The sequence below is a fragment of the Catellatospora paridis genome (assembly GCF_009720365.1).
Classification (GTDB): Bacteria; Actinomycetota; Actinomycetes; order Mycobacteriales; family Micromonosporaceae; genus Catellatospora; species Catellatospora paridis.
The window spans coordinates 688,217-711,790 of sequence record NZ_ML769312.1; the positions used below are offsets into that span (position 1 = coordinate 688,217).

General features: G+C 73.0%; 25 protein-coding genes. 16 read left to right on the forward strand and 9 right to left on the reverse strand.

Going from position 1 to position 23,574, the window contains the following annotated elements:
• The first annotated feature begins 62 nt into the window (after positions 1 to 62).
• The 3 genes from F9C41_RS02990 to F9C41_RS03000 are packed head-to-tail and all read left to right on the forward strand — an operon-like array spanning position 63 to position 2,057.
• Positions 63 to 377: a PadR family transcriptional regulator gene (locus F9C41_RS02990; protein WP_155384994.1), complete on the forward strand. Its 315-nt coding sequence runs from the start codon at positions 63 to 65 to the stop codon at positions 375 to 377.
• Positions 377 to 1,249: a hypothetical protein gene (locus F9C41_RS02995; protein ID WP_155384995.1), complete on the forward strand. Its 873-nt coding sequence runs from the start codon at positions 377 to 379 to the stop codon at positions 1,247 to 1,249. The genes F9C41_RS02990 and F9C41_RS02995 overlap by 1 nt, the downstream gene beginning before the upstream one ends.
• 49 nt (positions 1,250 to 1,298) lie before the next feature.
• The gene (locus F9C41_RS03000; protein WP_155384996.1) at positions 1,299 to 2,057 is read left to right on the forward strand and encodes a MerR family transcriptional regulator; all 759 of its coding nucleotides are present in this window, start codon (positions 1,299 to 1,301) and stop codon (positions 2,055 to 2,057) included.
• Between the two features lie 100 nt (positions 2,058 to 2,157).
• Here F9C41_RS03000 and F9C41_RS03005 read toward each other — a convergent pair whose 3' ends face one another.
• The gene (locus tag F9C41_RS03005; protein WP_120322317.1) at positions 2,158 to 2,346 is read right to left on the reverse strand and encodes a DUF1918 domain-containing protein; all 189 of its coding nucleotides are present in this window, start codon (positions 2,344 to 2,346) and stop codon (positions 2,158 to 2,160) included.
• A 96-nt stretch (positions 2,347 to 2,442) separates the two neighbouring features.
• Here F9C41_RS03005 and F9C41_RS03010 point away from each other — a divergent pair, with 96 nt between their 5' ends.
• On the forward strand, positions 2,443 to 3,003 hold the full coding sequence (locus tag F9C41_RS03010; RefSeq protein ID WP_155384997.1) for a histidine phosphatase family protein: 561 nt from the start codon (positions 2,443 to 2,445) through the stop codon (positions 3,001 to 3,003).
• Here F9C41_RS03010 and F9C41_RS03015 read toward each other — a convergent pair.
• The gene (locus F9C41_RS03015; protein ID WP_196279599.1) at positions 2,987 to 3,448 is read right to left on the reverse strand and encodes a GNAT family N-acetyltransferase; all 462 of its coding nucleotides are present in this window, start codon (positions 3,446 to 3,448) and stop codon (positions 2,987 to 2,989) included. The genes F9C41_RS03010 and F9C41_RS03015 overlap by 17 nt on opposite strands.
• A gap of 68 nt (positions 3,449 to 3,516) precedes the next feature.
• Here F9C41_RS03015 and F9C41_RS03020 point away from each other — a divergent pair, with 68 nt between their 5' ends.
• The 6 genes from F9C41_RS03020 to F9C41_RS03045 all read left to right on the forward strand — a co-directional run bounded on the left by F9C41_RS03020 (position 3,517) and on the right by F9C41_RS03045 (position 9,808).
• On the forward strand, positions 3,517 to 4,041 hold the full coding sequence (locus tag F9C41_RS03020) for a DinB family protein (protein ID WP_155384999.1): 525 nt from the start codon (positions 3,517 to 3,519) through the stop codon (positions 4,039 to 4,041).
• A gap of 62 nt (positions 4,042 to 4,103) precedes the next feature.
• Complete coding sequence (locus tag F9C41_RS03025) at positions 4,104 to 5,003, forward strand: pentapeptide repeat-containing protein (RefSeq protein WP_155385000.1); 900 nt, start codon at positions 4,104 to 4,106, stop codon at positions 5,001 to 5,003.
• Positions 5,004 to 5,138: 135 nt separating this feature from the next.
• Positions 5,139 to 5,489 (forward strand): hypothetical protein, encoded by a 351-nt coding sequence (locus F9C41_RS03030; RefSeq protein WP_155385001.1) that lies wholly within the window; start codon positions 5,139 to 5,141, stop codon positions 5,487 to 5,489.
• Positions 5,490 to 5,502: 13 nt separating this feature from the next.
• Positions 5,503 to 6,159, forward strand: coding sequence for a nucleotidyl transferase AbiEii/AbiGii toxin family protein (locus F9C41_RS03035; protein WP_155385002.1), 657 nt, complete (start codon positions 5,503 to 5,505; stop codon positions 6,157 to 6,159).
• Positions 6,160 to 6,245: 86 nt separating this feature from the next.
• Positions 6,246 to 7,064: an FAD binding domain-containing protein gene (locus F9C41_RS03040; protein ID WP_155385003.1), complete on the forward strand. Its 819-nt coding sequence runs from the start codon at positions 6,246 to 6,248 to the stop codon at positions 7,062 to 7,064.
• A complete protein-coding gene (locus tag F9C41_RS03045; RefSeq protein ID WP_230689252.1) occupies positions 7,061 to 9,808 on the forward strand; it encodes a molybdopterin-dependent oxidoreductase in 2,748 nt (915 codons plus the stop codon). The genes F9C41_RS03040 and F9C41_RS03045 overlap by 4 nt, the downstream gene beginning before the upstream one ends.
• A gap of 36 nt (positions 9,809 to 9,844) precedes the next feature.
• On the opposite strand, the gene F9C41_RS03050 is transcribed toward F9C41_RS03045, so the two are convergent.
• Positions 9,845 to 10,810, reverse strand: a complete 966-nt coding sequence (locus tag F9C41_RS03050) for an antibiotic biosynthesis monooxygenase (protein ID WP_155385005.1) — start codon at positions 10,808 to 10,810, stop codon at positions 9,845 to 9,847.
• A 105-nt stretch (positions 10,811 to 10,915) separates the two neighbouring features.
• Between F9C41_RS03050 and F9C41_RS03055 the strand changes: the two genes are divergently transcribed.
• On the forward strand, positions 10,916 to 11,482 hold the full coding sequence (locus F9C41_RS03055; RefSeq protein ID WP_155385006.1) for a nucleoside deaminase: 567 nt from the start codon (positions 10,916 to 10,918) through the stop codon (positions 11,480 to 11,482).
• Between the two features lie 77 nt (positions 11,483 to 11,559).
• Here the strand turns inward: F9C41_RS03055 and F9C41_RS03060 are convergent, their stop codons facing one another.
• Entirely contained in the window at positions 11,560 to 11,892 is a 333-nt protein-coding gene (locus tag F9C41_RS03060; protein WP_230689253.1) for a winged helix-turn-helix domain-containing protein, read from the reverse strand.
• Entirely contained in the window at positions 11,889 to 12,662 is a 774-nt protein-coding gene (locus F9C41_RS03065; RefSeq protein ID WP_155385007.1) for a hypothetical protein, read from the reverse strand. The genes F9C41_RS03060 and F9C41_RS03065 overlap by 4 nt, the downstream gene beginning before the upstream one ends.
• Positions 12,663 to 12,826: 164 nt before the next feature.
• Between F9C41_RS03065 and F9C41_RS03070 the strand changes: the two genes are divergently transcribed.
• Positions 12,827 to 13,639 carry a GNAT family N-acetyltransferase gene (locus tag F9C41_RS03070; protein ID WP_155385008.1) on the forward strand — a complete coding sequence of 271 codons (813 nt, stop codon included), beginning with the start codon at positions 12,827 to 12,829 and terminating at the stop codon, positions 13,637 to 13,639.
• 71 nt (positions 13,640 to 13,710) lie between these two features.
• Here the strand turns inward: F9C41_RS03070 and F9C41_RS03075 are convergent, their stop codons facing one another.
• From F9C41_RS03075 to F9C41_RS03085, 3 genes are read right to left on the reverse strand one after another with little or no spacing between them, the layout of a single operon-like run.
• On the reverse strand, positions 13,711 to 14,646 hold the full coding sequence (locus tag F9C41_RS03075) for a LysR family transcriptional regulator (protein ID WP_155385009.1): 936 nt from the start codon (positions 14,644 to 14,646) through the stop codon (positions 13,711 to 13,713).
• A 9-nt stretch (positions 14,647 to 14,655) separates the two neighbouring features.
• A complete protein-coding gene (locus tag F9C41_RS03080) occupies positions 14,656 to 15,978 on the reverse strand; it encodes an MFS transporter (RefSeq protein ID WP_230689254.1) in 1,323 nt (440 codons plus the stop codon).
• Positions 15,975 to 17,072, reverse strand: a complete 1,098-nt coding sequence (locus F9C41_RS03085; protein WP_155385010.1) for a MerR family transcriptional regulator — start codon at positions 17,070 to 17,072, stop codon at positions 15,975 to 15,977. The genes F9C41_RS03080 and F9C41_RS03085 overlap by 4 nt, the downstream gene beginning before the upstream one ends.
• A gap of 343 nt (positions 17,073 to 17,415) precedes the next feature.
• On the opposite strand from F9C41_RS03085, the gene F9C41_RS03090 reads away from it, so the two are divergent.
• From F9C41_RS03090 to F9C41_RS03100, 3 genes are read left to right on the forward strand one after another with little or no spacing between them, the layout of a single operon-like run.
• Positions 17,416 to 18,048: a succinate dehydrogenase cytochrome b subunit gene (locus F9C41_RS03090; RefSeq protein ID WP_230689316.1), complete on the forward strand. Its 633-nt coding sequence runs from the start codon at positions 17,416 to 17,418 to the stop codon at positions 18,046 to 18,048.
• Positions 18,045 to 19,985, forward strand: a complete 1,941-nt coding sequence (locus tag F9C41_RS03095) for a fumarate reductase/succinate dehydrogenase flavoprotein subunit (protein ID WP_196279600.1) — start codon at positions 18,045 to 18,047, stop codon at positions 19,983 to 19,985. The genes F9C41_RS03090 and F9C41_RS03095 overlap by 4 nt, the downstream gene beginning before the upstream one ends.
• Positions 19,986 to 19,996: 11 nt before the next feature.
• On the forward strand, positions 19,997 to 20,743 hold the full coding sequence (locus F9C41_RS03100; protein WP_155385426.1) for a succinate dehydrogenase/fumarate reductase iron-sulfur subunit: 747 nt from the start codon (positions 19,997 to 19,999) through the stop codon (positions 20,741 to 20,743).
• Between the two features lie 81 nt (positions 20,744 to 20,824).
• Here the strand turns inward: F9C41_RS03100 and F9C41_RS03105 are convergent, their stop codons facing one another.
• Positions 20,825 to 21,853 carry a prenyltransferase gene (locus F9C41_RS03105; protein WP_155385012.1) on the reverse strand — a complete coding sequence of 343 codons (1,029 nt, stop codon included), beginning with the start codon at positions 21,851 to 21,853 and terminating at the stop codon, positions 20,825 to 20,827.
• Positions 21,854 to 21,946: 93 nt separating this feature from the next.
• On the opposite strand from F9C41_RS03105, the gene F9C41_RS03110 reads away from it, so the two are divergent.
• On the forward strand, positions 21,947 to 23,560 hold the full coding sequence (locus tag F9C41_RS03110; RefSeq protein ID WP_155385013.1) for a gluzincin family metallopeptidase: 1,614 nt from the start codon (positions 21,947 to 21,949) through the stop codon (positions 23,558 to 23,560).
• Positions 23,561 to 23,574 lie beyond the last annotated feature (14 nt).

The following is a 23,574-nucleotide window of genomic DNA, read 5'->3' on the forward strand; positions in this document are numbered from 1 at the left end:
GCCCGTTGACCCCCTCTAGTACGCCATGCGATGCTACGCGGGACGTAGTAGAGGAGTTCTTCATGGGCGGTCTCGCCGACCTCGGCAGGTTCTCCGAACCCGCGCTGCACATCCTGATCAGCCTGGCCCCCGGGCCCAGACACGGCTACGCCATGCAGGACGACATCGGCGAGCTCACCGGCTCCCGGCCCGGTCCCGGCACCCTCTACGGCGCAATCCGGCGCCTGGAGGAGCACGGCTACATCGAGGCCCTGCCCGAGCAGGACCGGCGCAAGCCATACCGGCTGACCGACGCCGGGCGGGCCGCGCTCAACGCCGAACTGCAGCGCATGCGCGCACTCGCCGCCACCGGCCTGCGCCGGCTGGCGGTCGCCTGATGCGCACGGAGCTCATCCGCGCGGTCCTCGCGCTGTACCCGGCCGCGATCCGGGAACGGTACGGCGACGAGATCGCCGAGCTGCTGCACGCCAGCCCCACGCTCGGCCGGGACCTGGCCGACACGGCCTGGTGCGCGCTGCGTGACCGGCTCACCCACCGATCGGAGACGACGACCATGGCACAGGCCCGCACCGCCACGGGGACCATGCTCAGACTGATCGGCACGCCGTCGGCGCTGGGGGTGCTGATGCTCGCCCTGATGTCGACCATGGGTGTGCTGGCCAGCATGGGGGACCTTTACGAGTTCGGTAATCACCTGTACGCGACGGCGATGGTGCTGTCAGTCCCGCCGGCGTGGTTCTTCGGCCGGTGGATGGCGCGGGTCCGGTCGATCCCCGCCGCAGTGTTCGCCGTGCCCGTGGCGCTGGGGATGGGCGTGGCTGCCATCGCCGTCCTGCCAGGGTTCGGCCAGGTGATGGGCGAGGAGTTGGCCGCCTCGCTGACCGCGACCGCGAGCTGGGCCGTGGGGGCCGTGCTGCTCGCGTACACGCTGCGGGCCCTGCTGCGCGACGGCCGGTCCGGCGCCGCCCGGCTCGTCGGCGTGGCGGGCGGCGTGCTGCTGCCGGCGGCCGCGACCGCGGTGTACGTGCTGGCCGCACTGCCCGCCGAGCGCGCCCCGCGGCGGTTCGCGCCGCTGTGGTGGGTGTCCAGCGTCAGCAGCTGGGACCCGGGCCTGGTCGACGACGCCTACCGGCAGCTCGAGGACGTGATCAAGCTGCTGCCGCAGATGCTGACGCTGTGCACGGTGTTCGTGCTCGCGGTGGTGGCCGTCACCGCGACCAGGCCGCGAACCGCCGCACAATCGGCTTGACTCTCACGTAACGGGAGACCGGAACCTGGTTCTCGGAAAGGAGAGAACCGTGGCTTACACCGTGGGCAAGGTCGCCGAACTCGCCGGCGTGACCGTGCGGACGCTGCACCATTACGACGAGATCGGCCTGCTGTCGCCCAGCGAGCGCTCGGCCACCGGCTACCGCCGGTACGTCGAGGACGACCTGGAGCGGCTGCAGCAGATCCTGTACTACCGGGAGCTGGAGTTCTCGCTGGAAGAGATCGCGGCCATCCTCGACGATCCGCAGTCCGACGAGACGGCGCACCTGCGCCGCCAGCACGAGCTGCTGACCGGGCGCATCAAGCGCATGCAGGAGATGGTCACCGCGATCGAGTTCGCGATGGAGGCGAAGAAAGTGGGAATCAACCTCACCCCCGAGGAACGCTTCGAGGTGTTCGGCGACTTCAACCCCGACGACCACACCGAGGAGGTGGAGCAGCGCTGGGGCGCCACGGACGCGTACAAGGAGTCCAGTCGCCGCACCGCCCGCTACACCAAGGACGACTGGCTGCGCAACAAGCAGGAGAACGAGGACTGGGGCCGCCGCTTCACCGCCCTGATGGACTCCGGCGCCCCCGCCGAGAGCCCCGAAGCGATGGACCTGGCCGAGGAGCACCGCCAGCTCATCAGCCGCTGGTTCTACGAGTGCAGCTACGAGATCCAGACGGGCCTGGCCGACATGTACCTCGCCGACGAGCGCTTCACCGCCACCTACGAGGCCATCAAACCCGGCATGACCCAGTACCTCCACGACGCGATCCACGCCAACGCCGTAGCCCGCGCCTAACCCCCGAGATCGCGACGATCTTGCACGAACCGTGGGTACGACACGCCCTCAAGGGGCGAATCGTCAACAGTTCACGCAAGATCGTCGCGATCTCGGCGGGTCAGTTCCCGGTCTTGATGTGCGTGTCGGGGCCCGGGTAGAGGATGCCCTCGTGCTGGTCGTCCTCCCAGCGGACCGTGTACGGCGGGCTGCCGTCCTCGTGCGGCACCGCGGTGATCACCCCGATCCTGCGATGGTCCCCGACGTGCGTGCCCTCGACGACGATGGTGTCGCCGACCTTTGCCTTCATGGCCTCCACCTCCTCGTCCATTGTCCGGACGAATCGGGGTCAGATGCACGTTTCGCGCAACCACGGCACCGGTCCGGCTGTGCCAGACTCCGCGCCATGACCGTGTCCCTGGTGTACGAGACGCACTCGCCGACGCTGGACAACGAGGCCGGCTTCGCGACCGGGTGGCTGCCCGGCGAGCTCTCCCCGACCGGCCTGCGCAAGGCCGCCGAGCTGGGCGAACGCCGCCGCGGCGAGCGCCTCGACCTGGTCGTCAGCTCGGACCTGCGCCGCGCCGTGCAGACCGCGCGGATCGCGTTCGGCGGCGCCGGCGTCGAGCACCGCACCGACCCGCGACTGCGCGAGATCAACTATGGGGAGCTCAACGGGATGCCCGTGGCCCGGCTGGAGGCAGAGCGCCTGGGCCGCGTGGACGTGCCGTTCCCCGGCGGCGAGTCCTACCGCCAGGTCGTGGCGCGCACCGCGGACCTGCTGGAGGAGCTGGCCGCGATGCAGGACGGGCGGCGCGTCCTGCTGGTGGCGCACGCGGCCAACCGGTACGCCCTTGCGGTGCTGCTGGCAGGTGCGGACCTGGCCGCGCAGGTGACCGCGCCGTTCACGTGGCAGCCGGGCTGGGCGTATGCGCTGCCCTCGGGCTGGCTCAGGCCGCCGTCCTGACCCAGTGCAGCGGGCTCTGCTCGGTGAAACCGGCCCGGCGCAGCACGTTCGCACTGGGCTGGTTGTCGTACTCCAGGGTCGCGACGACCTGCCGTGCGCCCAGCCGCTGTGCCAGCGCGACCAGCGCCGACGCGGCCTCCGCGGCGTAACCGTGCCCGCGCGCGGACTCGGCCAGGCCGTACCCGATCTCGACCGTGCCCGAGGAGTCGGGCCCGCCGTGGAAGCCGACCCCGCCCACGACCAGGCCGGTCGCGCGCACCTCGACCGTGTACGGCACCCACGGCCCGGCGGGCGCGCCCGCCTGCAGGTACATCCGGGCCGCGGTCTGGTCGCCGTCGAACGGGTAGTCGTCGGCCCAGCGCTGGTCGCGCGGCGCGCCGTCGGCGATCCTTGCCGCCAGGATCGGGGTGTAGGGGCGCAGCACGAGCCGCTCGGTCTCGATCACAAGTCCGGGAGCGTACCGGCGGCACCCCCGCCACGCGCGGCGGGGACGAAACAGGCATCATGCGTCACATGACTTGGACCGCCCCGCAGATCACCCGCACCGACGAGCCGTACGTCGCCGACGAGCGCGCCCTCCTGGAGGGCTACCTCGACCGGCACCGTGCCACGCTGCTGCACAAGTGCGCCGGGCTCACCGGGCGGCAGCTCGCGCAGGTGTCCGTGCCGCCGTCGACGCTGACCCTGCTCGGCCTGGTCCGGCACCTGGCCGACGTGGAGCGCACCTGGTTCCGCCGCCGGGTCCGCGGCGAGGCCGTGCCCTCGCTGTACAGCCACCCCGACGGCCGCCCCGGGGCCGCGTTCGACCTGGCCGACCCGGCGGGCGCGGAGGCCGACCTCGCCGCGCTGGCCGCCGAGCAGCAGGCCTGCCGCGACGCCGTCGCCGGGGCGTCGCTCGACGACACCTTCGTGCACGAGCGGCTCGCCCAGACCATGTCGCTGCGCTGGGTGTACCTGCACATGATCGAGGAGTACGCCCGCCACAACGGCCACGCCGACCTGATCCGCGAGGCCGTCGACGGCGTCACCGGCGAGTGAGCCCGCACCGGCCCGCTAGGCTCGGAGCCGACCGCGAAAAGCCCAGCTCAGGAGCCACCACCGTGCCTGACGATCGCTCTGCCGAGCCGTGGCGGGAGCGCCTGCACGCCGACTGCTCGCGCTGCTTCGCGCTGTGCTGCGTGGCCCCCGCGTTCGCGCGGTCCAGCGACTTCGCGATCGACAAACCCGCTGGCACGGCCTGCCCCAACCTGCAGGGCGACTTCCGCTGCGGCATCCACACGCAGCTGCGCGAACGCGGCTTCGCCGGGTGCACCGTGTTCGACTGCTTCGGCGCGGGCCAGCAGGTCGCCCAGGTGACCTTCGGCGGCCGCGACTGGCGTGCCGAACCCGCGACGGCCGGGGACATGTTCGCCTCGTTCTCGGTCATGCGGCACCTGCACGAGCTGCTGTACTACCTGCACGAGGCGGTGTCGCTGCGGCCCGGCGGCGCGCTGGGCGCGGACCTGGCCCGGGTGCTGGCGCAGACCGAGCAGCTCACCGCAGGCACGCCCGCCGAGCTGGCCGCCCTCGACGTCGACGCGCGCCGCCGCGAGGCCGGCGACCTGCTGCGCCAGACCAGCGCGGCGGTCCGCGGGCGGGCCGGGCGGCTCGGACCCGACCGGTCCGGGACCGACCTGATGGGCGCCGACCTGCGCGAGGCCGACCTGCGCCGGGCGAGCCTGCGCGGCACGTACCTGATCGGTGCCGACCTGCGGGGCGCGGACCTGCGCGGAGCGGACCTGCTGGGCGCCGACCTGCGCGGGGCCGACATCCGCGGCGCGGACCTCACCGGCTGCCTGTACCTGATCCAGTCGCAGCTCGACGCGGCCCGCGGCGACCTCGGCACGCTGCTGCCGCCCACGCTTACCCGCCCCGCCCACTGGCCCGCCACGCACACCGCCACCGGCGACGCCGCCAGCCCCGCCCGCCCTGCGCGTTCCCGCCCCGCCCGCCGCCGCTGACGGGCAGGCGCATTGATCCCGAGGCGCGCAGCGGCGTACGCGAACGCCGAGGTCAGCGGGGGTGGGGTGCACCGCCGGGCGACGGCGGGGGCGAGCGGCTGTTCCGCCGGGTCCGTCAGCCGCTACCCTCAGTGTGTGGACCGCCGCGATCGCCGCAGTGCCGCGCCCCCGAGCGCGCGGCCGGGCCGGCGCGCCCTGGTGGCCCCGGACCTGACCGCGCTGGCCGGGCCGACGTCCGGGGTAGCGGTGCTGCCGCACCGGCTGTTCTGGCAGGCCGACCGCCACATCGACCTGGACAACGCGCACCTGCTGCAGTGGATGTACGAGACCGTGCTGCGCGAGGCGAGCACCGTCGAGGAGCTGCGTGCGTGGCTCGACGGGCCGACCCTGGTCCGGCTGTGGCCGCAGCTGTTCCTGCCCCGCGGGGTGCGCCGGGCCTGGGAGGAGCGCCACCCGGCGCTGCGCGCGTCCGTCGCCGTCCGGTGACGGACGCCCCCGGATGACGGTCGAGGAACTGCAGGTCGAGGTCGCGCGGATCGCGCTGGGTGTGGCGCAGGCGCACGGGTTCGCGCTCGGCGGCGGGCACGCGCTCAACCTGTACGGCATCGTGCACCGGGCGACCGAGGACGTGGACCTGTTCACCGACGTCGACGGCGGCGTGCGCGCCGCCGGGGACCTCGTCGCGCGGGCGCTGCGCGGGGCCGGGCTGGACGTCACCGCGTACGGCGACGACCTGGGCGAGGTGTTCGGCGGCCTCGACGACGAGCTGGTCGAGTTCCAGATCGTGCGCGGGGACGCGGTGATGCGGCTGACCCTGGCCCGCTTCGACCGCAACCGCGGCGCCGTGGTCATGGACGTCGGCCCGGTGCTGCACGTCGAGGACGTGCTCGGCGGCAAGGTCGCGGCGCTGGCGACCCGGGCCGAGCCCCGCGACTACATCGACGTGGCGGGCGCGCTGCGCGACTACACCCGCGACCAGCTCGTCGAACTGGGCCTGCGGGCCGATCCGACGCTGTCCGACGAGGACTTCACCGCCGCGATGGACCGCCTGGACCGGCTCGCCGACGACGTCTGGCGGCAGCTGTACGGGCTCACCCCGCAGGCCTGCGCCACCGTGCGCGCCGCGTTCGCCGACTGGCCCCGCGACGCCGCCTGACCGCGGGCCAGGTAGCGGCGGCGTGTCCCGTTTATCGCCCCCGACCGGCCGCCGGATGCGAATCTGGCAGGGGCGAAGGGACGCGGATGGACCTGAACACCATCACCTCGGTGATCGAGGCGCCCACCCGCACCGACCAGGCGAGGTGGCAGCCGGGCGACGCGTGGCTGGCCGGCGGCACCTGGCTGTTCTCCGAGCCGCAGCCGCACCTGCGGCGGCTGGTCGACCTGACCGGCTTCGGCTGGGAGCCACTGCGCGCAGGCGAGACCGGCCTGGAGATCGCCGCGACGTGCACCCTCGCTCAGCTGTACGCGATGCCGCTGCCGCCGCACTGGCCGGTGGGACCGCTGATCCGCGACTGCTGCCACGCGCTGCTGGGCTCGTTCAAGATCTGGAACGAGGCGACCGTCGGCGGCAACCTGTGCCTGTCGCTGCCACCCGGCCCGATGATCTCGTTGACCGCGGCTCTGGACGGCGTCTGCACGATCTGGACCCCGGACGGCGGCCACCGGCAGGTCGCCGCCGCCGAGTTCGTCACCGGTCCGCGAGCCAACGTGCTGGCCCCCGGCGAGCTGCTGCGCTCGATCAGCCTGCCGGACCGTGCCCTGCGCGCCACGACGGCCTTCCGGCAGATCTCGCTGTCACCGCACGGCCGCTCGGCGGCGCTGCTCATCGGCGCGCGTACGCCCGGCTCGTTCGTGCTGACCGTGACCGCCTCCACCGTGCGCCCGATCCAGCTGCGATATGCCGCGGTGCCCGGCCCGGCCGAACTGGCCGCGGCCGTCGACCGGACGATCGACCCGCCGCTGTACTACGACGACGTCCACGGCACCCCGGCATGGCGGCGGCTGATGACCCTGCGGTTCGCCGAGGAGATCAGCCGCGAGCTGGGCGGGCAGCCGTGAGACCGACGTCGGTCGAGGTCAACGGCACGGACTTCGCCGCCCCGCCGCGCCCGGGGCAGTGCCTGCGCACCTACCTGCGTGAGCTGGGCTGGTACGGGGTGAAGAAGGGCTGCGACGCGGGCGACTGCGGCGCGTGCACGGTGCACGTGGACGGCCGGCCGGTGCACAGCTGCCTGCTGCCCGCGTACCGCGCGCTCGGGCACCGCGTGACGACGATCGAAGGACTCGCCCCCGGCGGCGAGCCGCACCCCGTGCAGCGGGCCTTCCTCGACGCGCAGGGTTTCCAGTGCGGCTTCTGCACCGCCGGGATGATCATGACGGTGGCCGCGCTGGACGAGGCGCAACACCAGGACCTCGGCCGGGCGCTCAAAGGCAGCCTGTGCCGGTGCACCGGCTACCGTGCCATCGCCGACGCCGTCGCCGGCGTGACCAACGTCGAGCAGCCGGGGCCCGGCGACCAGATCGGCCGCAACCTGCCCGCGCCGGGCGGTCCGGCGGTCGTCACCGGGACGGCCCGGTTCACCCTCGACGTGTCGGTGGACGGGCTGACGCATCTGAAACTGCTGCGCTCGCCGCACGCACACGCGCGGATCAGGTCGATCGACCCGAGTGCGGCGTCGGCTGTGCCGGGGGTGCTGGCCGTGTTCACGTACGCGGACTCGCCGGGCAGGCTCTACTCCACGGCCCGCCACGAGGACCCCCGCGACGATCCGGCCGACACGCGCCTTTTCGACGACGTGGTGCGGTTCGTCGGCCAGCGGGTGGCCGGGGTGCTGGCCGACTCCGTGGCCGCCGCCGAGGAGGGCTGCCGGCGGCTGGTCGTCGACTACGAGATCCTTCCCGCCGTGTTCGACCCCGAGCAGGCGATGGCGCCCGGAGCGCCGATCCTGCACCCGGACAAGGGCGCGGAGCAGCGGATCGCCTGCGCGCAGCGCAACATCGCCGTCGAGGTCCACGGCGACGTCGGCGACGTCGAGGCCGGGTTCGCCGCCGCCGACGCGGTGTACGAGCACACGTTCACCACGCACCGGGTGCAGCACGCCCACCTGGAGACGCACGCCTCGATCAGCCGGCTGGACGAGACGGGCCGGCTCGACGTGCGCACCAGCAGCCAGGTGCCGTTCCTGACCCGGCGCGCGCTGTGCGACCTGTTCGACCGTCCCGAGCAGACGGTCCGGGTGGCGTGCGGCCGCGTCGGCGGCGGCTTCGGGGCCAAGCAGGAGATGCTCACCGAGGACCTGGCCGCGCTCGCGACACTGCGCACCGGGCGGCCGGTGCAGCTGGAGTTCACCAGGCAGGAGCAGTTCGCCGCGACGACGACCCGCCACCCGGCGACCGTGCAGATCAAGGTCGGCGCGCGGCGTGACGGCACGCTGACGGCCCTGCGGCTGCGGGTGGTCTCCAACACCGGGGCGTACGGCAACCACGCCGCCGCGATCTTCCACAGCTGCCACGAGGCGGTCTCGGTGTACCGGTGCCCGAACAAGAAGGTCGACGGGTACGCCGTATACACCAACACCGTGCCCGCCGGCGCCTACCGCGGCTACGGCCTCAGCCAGACGATCTTCGCCGTCGAGTCGGCGATGGACGAGCTGGCCCGCGCCCTGGGCCTCGACCCGATCGCGTTCCGGCAGCGCAACGTCATCGGACCCGACGACCCGATGATCGCCCACAGCACCGAACCCGAGGACGTCGAGATCGGCAGCTACGGCCTCGACCAGTGCCTGGACCTCGTCGACGCCGCGCTGCGCCGGGGCGAGGGGACGTCCCCGGGACCGGACTGGCTGATCGGGCAGGGCGTCGCGCTCGCGATGATCGACACGGTGCCGCCGCACGGGCACCGGTCCCGCGCCCGGATCAGCCTGCTCCCCGACGGCGGGTACGAGCTCGCCGTCGGCACCGCCGAGTTCGGCAACGGCACCTCCACGGTGCACCGCCAGCTCGCCGCGACGGTGCTCGGTACGAGCGTCGACCGGATCCGGCTGCGGCAGGCCGACACCGACGTCGTCGCGTACGACACCGGGGCTTTCGGCTCGACCGGCATCGTGGTCGCCGGCCTGGCCGCGACCCGCGCCGCGCAGGCGCTGCGGGACCGGCTCATCGCCGCGGCCGCGGCCCGCACAGGCGTGGACCCGGCGGCCTGCGAGCTGGACGCCGACGCGGTGCGCTGCGGTGGTGTGCCCGTCCCGCTCGCCGACCTCGCGCAGGGCGGCTGGGCGCCCGCAGGCGAGGGCGCGTGCGATGGCTCACCGCGGTCGGTGGCGTTCAACGTGCACGGATTCCGGGTGGCGGTGCATCCCGGCACCGGCGAGATCCGGATCCTGCAGAGCGTGCACGCGGCCGACGCCGGGCGCGTGGTCAACCCGATGCAGTGCCGCGGGCAGGTCGAGGGCGGCGTCGCGCAGGCGCTGGGTGCGGCGATGTACGAGGCGATGGTGCTCGACGAGACCGGACGGGTCACCACGGACACCTTCCGCAACTACCACGTCCCGGCGTTCGGCGACGTGCCGCGCACCGAGGTGCACTTCGCCGACACCGCGGACCGGCTCGGGCCGCTGGGCGCGAAGTCGATGAGCGAGAGCCCGTTCAACCCGGTGGCTCCGGCGCTGGCCAACGCGGTACGCGACGCCACCGGGATCCGCTTCGGCGCCCTGCCGCTGACCCGCGACCGGGTCTGCCTGAGCATCGCCGCCGGTGCAGAGCTCCCGCCTGCGCACACCGCCGGCGTGCACCCGCACGAATGAGGCCCGGCGGTGGCCTTGGGCACGTCGCCGGCCGGCTTACCCGAACAGGGCGGTGAACACCGCGATCAGCACCGCGTAGCAGGCCACGACGACGGCCGCGCCGACGACGTCGGTGCGGACCCGGTGCGGCCCGTGCGGCAGCAGCCAGAACGCCAGAGCCCGGTTGACCAGCGGCATCAGGAGCCAGGTGAGGATGACGCTGCTGAGCACGTTGCTGACGAAGACGGCGAACGCGCCGGTGATCTGCAGTGCCCGGAACAGGGGAGCGCCGACGTAGTACAGCAGGGTCACGGTCGGGAACAGCGCGAGCAGCACCGCCATCGCCTGCTTCCAGCTCGGCACCGCCGCGGGCGCGCCGCCGAAGCCGAACCAGCCGCTGAACGGCGACCGGATCGTGTGCAGGTCGAACGGCCGGCGCAGGAACCGGTCGGCCTCGCGCAGCAGCCTGGCGCGCACGTCCGAGTCCAGCCACGCGGTCAGGTGCGCGGCGGTGTCGTAGCGCAGCAGCGCGACCCAGTGCTCCTGGACACCGGGCACGGGCGGGAACAGCTCGCTGCCCAGATACCCGGGGAACCGCTGCTGGGCCTGGCTCATCCGGTCCTGCCAGCGCGCGAACGCCTGCTCCCGGCCGGGCAGCACGTCGTGCGACACGACCGCGGTGACCACGTCCCGCGCGGGCGGCTCACCGACGAGCACCTCGACGCCGGGCGGCGCGTCGAACAGGCTTTCACCCTCGTCGAGCAGCCTGCGGCGTACGTCGGACTGCATCCAGGCGGTCAGCTGGTCGACGGTGGTGAAGCGGAAGACCACGACCCGCTCGCCGCCGTCGGCCGGCGGGCACATCTCGGCGTTCTCGAAGCCGTCGAACCGGCGGGCGGCCTCGATGGTGCGCTGTTGCCACGGCTGGTAGTCGTCCTCGCGGCCCGTGGTGACGTGCTGGGTGATGACGACGGTCGCGCTGGCGGAGGCCCCGCCCGTCGCCGCCGGGCCCCGTGGCTCCACGAGCGACCAGCCTACACAAGCGGCACTTATCGTGCAATCAGAGTGAATCGAACATGATGGACACTAAGGTGGAGCCCGGGGGAGCCGTCGACGGGAGGGCGCGCGATGGACCACAGGGAGCTCCTGGCCGAGGCCGTGCGCATGGCGGCGGAATCCGTGGAGCGCGGCTGGGGCGGCCCCTTCGGCGCGGTCATCGCCCGGTACGGCGCGATCATCGCCCGCGGGCAGAACCGGGTGCTGCTCACCGGCGACCCCACCGCGCACGGCGAGGTCGAGGCCATCCGCAAGGCCGTCCAGGTGCTCAACCCCGAGGCCCCGTCCATCCCGGAGGACCATCAGGACGAGTCGACCCTGGCCTACGTCGAGCGCCCCGAGGGCTCGCCCGATCCGCTGCCGCGCCGGGCCCGGATGCTGATGGGCTGCACGATCTACACCAGCGGCGCGCCGTGTCCGATGTGCATGAGCGCCATCTACTGGTCCCGGATCGACGCGGTCTACTACAGCTGCGACGTCGAGGCCACCCGGAAGATCGGCTTCGACGACGCGTTCCAGTACGAGGACTTCGCCAGACCCCCCGACCAGCGCCGCATCCACCTGGAACAGCTCCACCCCGAACTAGGCGCCGCCGTCTACCAAGCCTGGCTCGACAAACCCAACCACCACCCGTACTGATCGAAGGAAGGGCACCTTCTACACGGACGTCCGCCAAGAAGGTGCCCTTCCTTGTCCCTGCGCGGGCGGGCGCCAGGTCAGCGCAGGGGGTCGGTGGCGCGCATGCGCGCGACGAGCTGTTCCAGGGCGGCTATCTCCTGGCGGAGCGCGGTGGCGCCCTGGCGGGTCAGTTTGAGCCAGGTGCAGGGCTTGCGGCCCTCGTATCCCTTGCGGATCTCGACCAGCCCGGCCTCCTCCAGCACCCGCAGGTGCCGGCTCAGGTTGCCGTCGCTGAGCTGGAGCTGGTCGCGCAGGGTCGTGAAGGAGCACTCGGCGGTCTCGGCGAGCACGGCCATGATGCCCAGCCGGAAGCGCTGGTGGACGGTCTCGTCCAGGGCCAGTGCCGGGTGCGTCGTGTCGTCGCCGCTCACCGTAGGCCGCCGCGGGTGCGTACCGCCCGCACCGTGGCAAAGACCAGCAGCGGCAGCGCGATCAGGATCAGCGTCGGCCCGGGGCGGTTGAGTCCGAACAGGGTCAGCTCGCCGCCCAGCGCCGGACCCTCGAACCCGCCGAGCACCCACGCCTGCCAGCCGGCCAGCTGGCCCAGGCCCTGCGAGCACTGCCACCAGGTGATCGCGCCGACCCAGATGCCGGACAGTGCCACGGCCCGGCTGCGTTCGGCCCAGCCGAGCACCACGATCGCGAGCGCGATCGGCATCAACGGCGTGAACAGCCCCATTCTGACCTGCTCAAGCAACGGCACCGCCGCGTAGGACGCCATCTGGTCCGGATCGGCGGGCGGGTCGACCGGCATGGCCGCGATCACTGCCAGCGCGAGCAGGGCGCCCATGGCCGTGATCGCGAACCAACGCCAGGGCACCCGGACTCCGACGCGGCGGGCGCGCCAGCGGTACCAGGCGCCGATCAGCGCGATGGTGAGCGGAGTGCCGATGAACCAGAACAGGTAGGACGCCTGTTCGCTGCGCGGGGTGGCGGGCAGGCCCGCCCAGGGGGAGTGGACGCCCACCGCGTCGACCTGCGCGAACGGCACCTCGTAGAGGCTGATGCTGGCCAGCAGCAGCACCGCCAGCGCGGCCACTGGGAACCACGCCCCGGCGTGGGCCTGCCTGCGGGCCTGCTCGCGGACTCTGCGCACCTCGTCGAGCATCTGCTCCGGGTACGCGGTCGCCGGTGTCGTCATCGACGCACTCCCTTCAACTGGTCGCCAAGAACTTTGTAATGCAAAGTACATGGCGATCGCAAGGGGGCGCAGCCCCTTATCCGGCCGTGGTGGGCGGTCCAGGCATTCTCGGCGCGGCGGGTAAACCCCGCGACGCGGCCTCGGGCGCGCACTAGCCTCAGCCGGTGACCGACGATCTGCTGAACCGCCTGGAACGCTTCTACGACGCCGTGCCCCGTGACCGGGCCGCCGTGGAGCGCCACGGCGGCCTCGAACTGTTCCTGCGGCAGAACACGCCGTACCCGTTCTACGCCCGGCCGGTGCTGGGCGGGCCCGCCCCGACCGCGGCCGACATCGCCGCCGTACGCGCCCGCCAGCGCGAACTCGACGTCCCCGAGGCCTTCGAGTGGGTCGACGAGACCACCCCCGGGCTGCTGCCGCTCGCCGAGGCCGCCGGGCTGTCGGTGCTGCGCGCCCCGCTGCTCGTGCTCGACCCCGCCCGGCTCGCCGCCGCCGACGGGCCCGCGCGCATCGTCGACGCGGACGCCCCGGACGCCGCCGCCGACCTCGCCGCGATCAGCGCCGTGGCACACATCGGGTTCGGCTCCCCGGGCACCGGGCTCGGCGACGCCGGACCCGCCGAGCGCGACGCCGCGCTGAGCGTTCGGGACGCCGAGCAGCTCGCCCGGGAACTCGCCGACATCCGCAGCGGCGTACGCGCCAACGCCCTCGCCGAACTGCCCGGCCAGGGACCCGCGGCCAGCGGTATCTACCAGCGCGCGGGCGACGTCGCCGAGATCGCCGGGGTGGCCACGCTGCCCTCGGCGCGCCGCCGCGGCCTCGGCGGGGCCGTCACCGCGCTGCTCGCCCGCCACGCCCTCGACCAGGGCGTACGCACCGTGTTCCTGTCCGCGGCGTCGGAGGACGTGGCCCGCGTGTACGAGCGGCAGGGCTTCGTCCGCGTCGCCACCGCCTGCATCGCCGATCCCGCGGCCTGATCAGCGCTCCGCGAGGACAGGAAGGGCACCTTCTACATCGGGATCCGATAAGAAGGTGCCCTTCCTGCGCCTCAGATGGGTTCTACGCCGGTGGGCAGGCGCGACCAGGCGGACTCTTCGTGGACGTAGGCGAGCAGCACCTCGCGCAGGGCGCGGGCGGCGTGGGTGGGGGTGACGTCGCGGCGGTGGGCCAGGGCGATGGTGCGCTGCACGCCCGGGGGAGCCAGGGGGGTGGAGCGCAGGCGGGTGCGGCCGGACAGGACCAGCGACGGGACCAGGGCGACGCCGAGGCCGGCCTCGACGAAGCCGAGCACGGCGTCCATCTCGCCGCCCTCGATCGCGAACGTCGGGGTGAAACCGGCGCGGCGGCAGGCCTCCAGGGTGGCGTCGCGCAGGTCGTAGCCGGGGCGGAACATGACCAGGGGCTGCCCGTCGAGCTCGGACAGGCTCAGCGCACCGGCCTCGGTCGGCGCGGGCAGCGTCGCCGAGGACGCGACGACGAGGCTCTCGCGCAGGATCGGCTCGGCTCGCAGCGCCGGGTCGGTGCCCTGTTCCGGCAGCACGATCAGGGCCAGGTCCAGGCCGCCGCGGGCGAGCTTGCCGACGAGGTCCTGCGAGCCGCCCTCTTCGAGCATGAGGCGTACGCCGGGGTAGCCCTCCTGGTAGCGGCGCAGCACCGGCGCGACCAGGCTGGTGCACAGGCTGGGCGTGGCGCCCAGGCGCAGCCGGCCGCGGCGCACCCCGATCAGCTCCTGGACCTCCAGCCGGGCCGTCTCCACGTCGGCGAGGATGCGCCGGGCACGGGGCAGCAGCGCCTCCCCGGCCGGGGTGAGCATGATGTTGCCGCGCGAGCGGGTGAACAGCGGCGCGCCCAGCTCGGTCTCCAGCACGTGGATCTGCTTGCTCAGCGACGGCTGGGTGACCCCGGCCTGCTCGGCAGCCTGGGTGAAGTGCCGCGTCTCGGCGACCGCCACGAAGTATTTGAGCTGCTGCAACTGCACCTCGATAGCGTATAGCTATGGTCTGCGCCCCGGCGATGCCACCGTCGCGGCGGACGGCTCCGGAACGGTCGCCGCGACGGTGTAGGTCCACAACTCCGGCACGGCGCGGACGATCACGGCGACCGCGATCACCGCCAGCAGGCCGCCCGCCGCGATCGCCACCCGCGGACCGAGCATCGACGCGGCCGCGCCGTGCAGGACGTGGGCGAGCTGCGGGCCGCCCATCACCACCACGGTCAGCGAACCGGAGATCCGCCCCCGCAATGCGTCATCGGTGTACGCCTGCGAGATGGCGTTGCGGCAGGTGCTGAGCACGAAGTTCACCGCACCGCCCGCCGCCAGCGCGGCCAGTGCCGGCCCCAGCCGCGGGGCGAGCGCCAGCAGCACCACGGCCACGCCCCAGGCCGCCGCGGCCGCCGCCATCAGCGCCCCGTGCCGCCGGAACCGGGTGAACACGCCGGAGCACAGCCCGGCCGCGAACACCCCCACCGGATACGCGGCGTACAGCAGCCCCAGCTCGACGCCACCGCCCGCGGCTCCGCCGAACGCCTGCTGTGCCAGCTCCGGGAACAGCGAGAACGGCAGCCCGAACACCATCGCCGCCAGGTCGACGGCCAGCACCGCGACCAGCAGCCGCCGGCGCAGCAGATACCGGAACCCGTCCAGCACCTGCCCTACCGTCGACGGCCGCCGCCTCGCGCCGACCTGCGCCGCTCGGACCGACGGACCGGATTGCGCGAGGGGCGGCAGCGGCGGGAGCCGGTGCACGGCCCACAGCATGGCGGACAGGGCGAGCGCGTCCAGCAGGTACAGCGTGTCGAGGCCCAGCAGCGAGATCAGCGCTCCTGCCAGCACCGGCCCGGCGATCGCGCCGCCGTAGCGGACCAGCGAGCTGAGGCTGGTCGCCGCGGCCAGCAGCTCCGCGGGCACCAGCCGGGGCACCACCGCGCCGGTCGTCACCATGACCGCGCCGTAGCTCAACCCCTGGCACGCCACCAGCACCAGCACCGCGGCGACGGACCCGCCCAGCGCCGCCTGGATCCACAGCCCCAGGTAGGTCAGCGCGAGCGCGCCCTGTCCGGCCAGCAGCAGCCGCCGGCGGTCGACCCGGTCGGCCAGCGCCCCGGCCCACAGCGCCGCGACGACCAGTGCCCCGAACGACACCGCGGCGGCCGCGCCGACCGTCGCCGACGAGCCGGTCAGGGTGTAGAGCTGCGTCGGCACGGCGACGCCGCTGAACGAGCCGCCCACGGCGCACACCGCCGACGCGGCCCACAGCCGCCGGAACGCGGGAACGGCCAGGGGCCGCCGGTCGACCGCGTACGCCCCCAGCCTCACGACGCCGTGACGTCGGCGACGACGCAGGCCACGTTGTCCGGCGCGCCCGCGGCGTACGCGGCCGCGACCAGCTCGTCGGCGGCCCGTCCGGGGTCGGCGCAGCCGCACAGCACGGTCCGCAGGGTCGCGGTCGCCACGACGCTCCACAGCCCGTCGGTGCACAGCAGGTAGCGGTCGCCGGCGGCGGCCGGGTGCAGGGCCAGGTCGGGCTGGGTGCCGCCGCCGTCGAGCGCGGCGGTGAGCAGCGAGCGCCGCGGGTGCACGGCCGTCTCCTCGTGGCTGAGCCGCCCCAGCTCGAGCTGCTCGCGCACCCAACTGTGGTCGCCGGTGAGCTGCCGCAGGCCCCCGTCGCGCAGCAGGTAGGCGCGGGTGTCGCCGACGTGGGCGAGTCCGGTGTGCGAACCGGTCCACAGCAGCGCGGTCAGCGTGGTCACGGCCCGGCCGCCGTCGCGTCGCGCCGTGTCCCGGTGGCCGTGCTCGCGCCCCGCCACGGACCGCACCGCGGCGTCGGCGTCGGCGAACGCGGCCGCGAGCACGTCGAGCAGCGCGCCGGGCTCGTCACCCGGGCGGGTTTCGAGGCGGTGCAGCGCCGCGACGGCGGCCTCGGCGGCCAGCGCCCCGGCCGTGCCGCGCATACCGTCGGCGACGGCGAGCAGGCGCGTTCCGGCGTACGCGACGTCCTCGTCGGTGTCGCGGACGAGCCCGGTGGCCGAGCGCGCCGCGGCACGCAGGCTGAGCTCCGGCGCGGGTCTGTTCTGGTCTACCTGTGCCGAGAGGCGTCCGACCAGCACTGCGGCGAGTTGCTCGCGGGTGGCGGTGTCGGCGGCGACCTGCGACCAGTACCGGCCGACCTCGGCGGCCGCGTCCTCCGGCGGCAGCTCGCAGATCCGGCGGATGCGGGTCAGCGGCATGTCGAGCCGGCGCAGGGAGGCGATGAACCGGGCGCGTTCGAGCTGACCGGGGTCGTAGAAGCGGTATCCGTTCTCGGCGTCGACGGCTGCGGGCGGCAGCAGCCCCAGCTCGTCGTAGAGGCGCAGCGCCTTCGGCGACAGCCCGGCGGCGCGCGCGAACGCGCCGATGGTCAGCAGCTGCACTCCCGGCTCCCTCCGTGACGGTCCGCCCATCATGCTGGGCCTTGTCCCAGGGTCAAGGTCCAGCCCGAGGGCAGCCGTTTCGGGCAGTGAGTTTGACCACGCTCTGAGTGATGCATCACAGGTCAGAGCGTGGTCGCGGGCACGCCGCCGCTGGCGGGAGTGCGTTTACAGCCTGCGTTCAGCTCTTCAGCGTGTTTTCAGATAGCCCCCGGCTATCGACACCGCAGGAGCCATGCATTGGACGCCTGATCCACTTCGCCCTAGCCTCCGAGGCGTGGCAGTAGCGAATCAGACCCTCTCCCGACCTGGACTTTTCCGTTCCACGGTCGGCCTCAAGGTCATCATGGCGATCTCGGGCGCAGCACTTGTGCTGTTCCTGCTCTTGCACATGATCGGCAACCTCAAGATCTTCTTTGGTGCGGAGGCTTTCGACCACTACGCGCACTGGCTGCGCGAGATCGGCGCGCCGCTGCTGCCGCACTCGGGCTTCCTGTGGATCCAGCGGGTCGGACTGCTGGTCGCGCTGGCCATGCACGTCTGGTCGGCGGCGGTGCTGACGATCCGCGCCCGCAAGGCCCGCCCGGTCAAGTACGCCCACCGCAAGCCGGTCCAGGGCAGCTACGCCGCGCGCACCATGCGCTGGGGCGGCGTGATCGTCTTCCTGTTCGTGGTCTACCACATCCTGGACCTGACCACCCGGACGTTCAACCCGGTCGCCGACACCAGCCAGGCCAACGCGGCCGTCGTGCAGGGCTTCGCCCCCGACCGCTGGTACGTCACCGCCTTCTACGTCCTGGCCGTGCTCACCCTCGGGTTCCACCTGAACCACGGCATCTGGAGCGGGCTGCAGACCCTCGGCGTCAGCAACGCCCGCCGCGAGCGGGTGCTCAAGGGCACCGCGTTCGCCGTCGCCTTCGTCACCTGCGCGGGCTTCCTCGTCGTTCCGTTCGCCGTACTCACAGGGTTGGTGAAATGACCATGACGGACTACTACACCCTCGGCGACCCGGTCGCCGACACCAAGGCCCCCGACGGCCCGATCGAGACCCGCTGGGAGCGCCGCCGCTTCGGCGCGAAGCTGGTCAACCCGGCCAACAAGCGCAAGCTCACCGTCATCGTGGTCGGCACCGGCCTGGCCGGCGGCTCGGCCGCGGCGACCCTGGGCGAGCTGGGCTACCAGGTCAAGTCGTACTGCTACCAGGACTCCCCGCGCCGCGCGCACTCCATCGCGGCGCAGGGCGGCATCAACGCCGCCAAGAACTACCGCAACGACGGCGACTCGGTGCACCGGCTGTTCTACGACACCGTCAAGGGCGGCGACTTCCGCAGCCGCGAGTCCAACGTGCACCGCCTGGCGCAGATCTCCGTGCAGATCATCGACCAGTGCGTGGCGCAGGGCGTCCCGTTCGCCCGCGAGTACGGCGGCCTGCTCGACACCCGCTCCTTCGGCGGCGCGCAGGTCTCCCGGACCTTCTACGCCCGGGGCCAAACGGGCCAGCAGCTGCTGCTCGGCGCGTACCAGGCCCTGGAGCGCCAGATCGCGGCCGGCACCGTCACGATGCACGACCGGCACGAGATGCTCGAACTGATCATCGTGGACGGCCGGGCCCGCGGCATCGTGGTGCGCGACCTGGTCACCGGTGAGATCAGCACCGAGTTCGCGGACGCCGTGGTGCTCGCCTCCGGCGGCTACGGCAACGTGTTCTTCCTGTCCACCAACGCCAAGGGCTGCAACGTCACCGCCTCGTGGCGGGCGCACCGCAAGGGCGCGCTGTTCGCCAACCCGTGCTACACGCAGATCCACCCGACGTGTATCCCGGTCTCCGGCGACCACCAGTCGAAGCTGACCCTGATGTCGGAGTCGCTGCGCAACGACGGCCGCGTGTGGGTGCCCAAGGCCAAGGGCGACAACCGGGTCGCGGCCGACATCCCCGAGGACGAGCGTGACTACTACCTGGAGCGCATCTACCCGGCGTTCGGCAACCTGGTGCCGCGTGACATCGCCTCGCGCGCCGCGAAGAACGTCTGCGACGAGGGCCGCGGCGTCGGCCCCGGCGGCCTGGGCGTCTACCTGGACTTCGCCGCCGCGATCGGCCGCCTGGGCCGCGACGCGGTGGAGGCCAAGTACGGCAACCTGTTCGAGATGTACGAGCGCATCACCGGCGAGGACCCGTACTCGACGCCGATGCGCATCTACCCGGCCGTGCACTACACCATGGGCGGCCTGTGGGTGGACTACGACCTGCAGTCGACCGTCCCCGGCCTGTTCGTGATCGGCGAGGCGAACTTCTCCGACCACGGCGCCAACCGCCTGGGCGCGTCCGCGCTGATGCAGGGCCTGGCCGACGGCTACTTCGTGCTGCCGAACACCATCGGCGACTACCTGGCCGCGGGCCCGTTCCCGAAGCTCGACGGCGAGAACGCCGAGGTCGCCGAGGCGCGCAAGCTGGTCGAGGACCGCATCGAGAAGCTGCTGTCGATCAACGGTGACCGGACCGTCGACTCCTTCCACCGCGAGCTGGGCCGCATCATGTGGGAGTACTGCGGCATGGAGCGCACCGACGCCGGCCTGCGCAAGGCGATCACCGAGATCCGCGAGCTGAAGGCCGAGTTCTGGCAGCGGGCCAAGGTGCCCGGCGACGGCGAGGGCCTGAACCAGTCCATGGAGCGGGCCGGCCGGGTGGCCGACTTCTTCGAGCTGGCCGAGCTGATGTGCATCGACGCGCTGCACCGCGAGGAGTCCGCGGGCGGTCACTTCCGGGCCGAGAGCCAGACCGAGGAGGGCGAAGCCGAGCGCGACGACGAGCGCTTCAGCTACGTCGCGGCCTGGGAGTTCGGCGGCGATCTGCCGGTCCTGCACAAGGAGGACCTGACCTTCGAATACGTACACCCGAGCCAGCGGAGCTACAAGTGACCGAGAAGCTGATGAGCCTGAAGCTGCGCATCTGGCGGCAGGCCGATGCGGCGGACAAGGGCAGCATGGTGACCTACCAGCTGCAGAACGTCTCCCCGGACATGTCGTTCCTCGAGATGCTCGACGTGCTCAACGAGCGCCTGACGCTCGACGGCGAGGACCCGGTCGCGTTCGACCACGACTGCCGCGAGGGCATCTGCGGCATGTGCAGCCTGGTCATCAACGGCGTCCCGCACGGCCCGGAGAAGGCGACCACCACCTGCCAGCTGCACATGCGGCACTTCACCGACGGCCAGACGATCGACATCGAGCCGTGGCGGGCCGCCGCGTTCCCGGTCGTGAAGGACCTGGTCGTGGACCGCCGCGCGTTCGACAAGATCATTCAGGCGGGCGGGTACATCTCCGCGCCGACCGGCTCCGCGCCGGACGCGCACGCCACCCCGGTGCCCAAGGCCGACGCCGACCTCGCCTTCGAGGCCGCGACCTGCATCGGCTGCGGCGCCTGCGTCGCGGCGTGCCCGAACGGCTCGGGCATGCTGTTCACCGCCGCGAAGATCACCCACCTGGGCCTGCTGCCGCAGGGCCAGCCGGAGCGCAACACCCGCGTCATCGACATGATCAACGCGCATGACGAGGCCGGGTTCGGCGGCTGCACCAACACCGGCGAGTGCACCTCGGTCTGCCCGAAGGGCATCCCCCTGGAGACCATCGCCCGCCTCAACAAGGACTACCGCCAGGCGCTGCGCGCCGCCAGCTGAGTAGTCGAAGGAAGGGCACCTTCTTGACGGACGTCCGTCAAGAAGGTGCCCTTCCTTCGCTTTCGGCTACGGCGGCGCGGGTCAGCGCACCGCGAGCCACACCGCCCAGCCGAGCAGCCCCAGCAGTAGCAGCCCGCCGGCCCGGCGAGTGTGCAGGAACGCGATCGGGGCCCACCACAGCGGCCACACCGGGTTGTCGGCGGGCGGCTCGGCGGGCACCGGCTGGTCGAACGCGCGCACCACCTTGACCAGCATCGGCACCGCGAGCACCACCAGCAGCGCGGGCCACGGCAGCGCTCCGACCGCCACCAGCACGGCCACGCCGACGTAGAACGCGACCATCATCGCCTGGGTCAGCCGCTTGGCGGCCCGCTCGCCGATCAGCACCGGGAACGTCGTGGTGCCAGCCGGGCCGTCGTAGGGCAGCTTGTCGATGTGCTTGGCCATCAGCACCGTCGTCGGCAGCAGCGCGTACACCGTCGCGGCGGCCAGCACCTGCCACGGCAGCGTGCCGGTGCCCGCGTAGTACACCCCGCCGACCATCAACGGACCCCAGGTGAGCAGCACGTCCAGCTCGCCGAGGCCGACCTTCTTCAGCCGCAGCGGCGGTGCCGTGTACGCGTACGACAGGAACAGTCCGCCGACCGCGAACGCGACGATCCACCAGTCCTGCCGGACGACCAGCGCGATCATGATGGCGAGGTCGACGACCTGGCAGAGCAGGATGCCCGCGATCAGCTGCCGCTTGGTGACCAGCCCGGCCAGGATCGGGTGCGGGGCGTACAGCGCCCGCGGGTAGTCCGCGGTGTCGTTGCCGACCTCGGTGTCGGCCAGGTCGTTCATCAGGTTGTTGGCCAGGTGCGCGACCACGATGCCGACCACGGCCAGGGTCACGTTCAGCCAGTCGACCCGCGCATCGGACACCGCGGCCAGCAGCGCCGCCATCAGGCCCGACGTCAGCGTCATGGGCAGCACCCCGGCCCGGGTCACCACCAGCCAGCGGGTCACCCCGTCGACCACACCCTGCTCGGGCGGGTTCGTGGTGAGGAACGCGTACCGCCACGCCGCCAGCCGCGCCTTGAGCGGGAGCGGAGAAGTCTCAGCCGTCACGGCCGGACTGTACCGCCGCGGACCCCGGCCGGTACACGGTCCGCAGCGGCCTGCGTCGAACGGCCACGATCATGCTCGGCTATCGTCGCGGCCATGTCGGACCCCGCCGTCACCGCCGCCGAGCGCTGCTACCTGCGCGCCCGCGAACTCGCCGACCGGCTGGAGCTCGCCGCCGCCCTCGGCGCCGACGAGCCGGGCCTGGCCGAGGACGCCGCACTCAGCCGCGCCCGCCTGCTCGCCGCCCTCGCGAAGCTCGGCCCGGACACCGACCACCTCACCGACGGTAGAAAGGCCGCTGACCCCCTCACCGGCCCTACCGACGCTCTCCCGGCCGCTTGCCGCCCTGTCCCGGGTTCTGTGGGCGACGCCGACCGCCGAGCGGTGGAGATCATGCGGCGCTGGGCCGAGACGTCTGCCGAGCCTGCTCAAGCCGGGCCTCTGGGGCAGCGCCTGACGGCTGAGTTCGACGAGATCAGGGACGCGATCGAACGGGATTACGGCACCCGGCAGGCCGCTGTGGAGCACGACGGGCGGACGCTGACCCGGCTGGCGGTGCTGGGCAGCCTCGGTGACGAATCCGACCCCGAGCGCCGGCGCCGCCTGTTCCTCGCGCTGCGCCCGGTCTGGCAGGCGATCGACGGGGACGGCGACGACAGCCCCTACCGGCGGCTGCTGGCCCACAGTTCGCGGCGATGGGCGCACCGCTCGCCCGTGGCCGCGAACGCGGCCGCCCTGGGCATGGACGTGTCGCAGGTCGAGCCGGCGCTGGTCGCGATCCTGGACACCTGGCGCGGGATCACCGCGGGCGGCCCGCCGATCGAGCCGTGGGACTGGTGGCACACCCACGGCACGACCGCGCGGACGCTGCGGGCGGCGATCCCGCGGCACCGGCTGCGCCCGCTGTCCGACGCGTACCACGCCGCGCTCGGCGCGGACCCGGCCGAGCTGGGGGTGCGCTACGACGTGACCGCCCGGCCGGACCGGCCGCCGGTGCCGGTGGCGTACACGACGTTCTTGTCCCGCCCGCGCGAGACCGCCGGCGGCTGGACCCGGGCCGTGCCCTGGGTGCTCGGCACGTACACCGCGGGCGGGCTGGGCGAGCTCACCGAGCTGATCCACGAGACCGGCCACGCGCTGCACGTCGCCGCGATCGCGACCCGCCCCGCGTACGCGGACTGGCCCGACAGCGACGCGCTGACCGAGGCGATCGCCGAGCTGACCGCGCTGGACACGGCCGAACCCGCCTGGCAGCGGCACTGGCTGGGCGCGAGCGTGCCGGAGCGGACCGCGCTGCGCGACCGGTACGCCGACGTGATGCTCGACGTGTGCTGGGCCCTGTTCGAGATCCGCCTGCACGCCGACCCGGCGCGCCGCCCGAACGACGTGTGGGCCGAGCTGACCTCGACCTATCTCGGCGTCGTCGCGCATCCGGAGCTGTCCTGGTGGGCGATGCGCGGCCAGCTCGTCCAGGAACCCGGCTACATGGTCAACTACGCGCTCGGGCCGATCCTGGCCGCCGAACTGCGCGCCGCGGTACGCGCCGCCCGCGGCGACTGGACCGCCGGTGATCCCGGCTGGTACGCCTGGGTCAGCGTGCACCTCTACCGCTTCGGCCTCGCCCGCCCCTCCGGCGACGTGCTGCGCGACCTGCTCGGCCGCCCGCCGTCCGCGGCCGCCCTGCTCACCGAACTGCACCGAGCGGCCTGAGCACACACCTCACC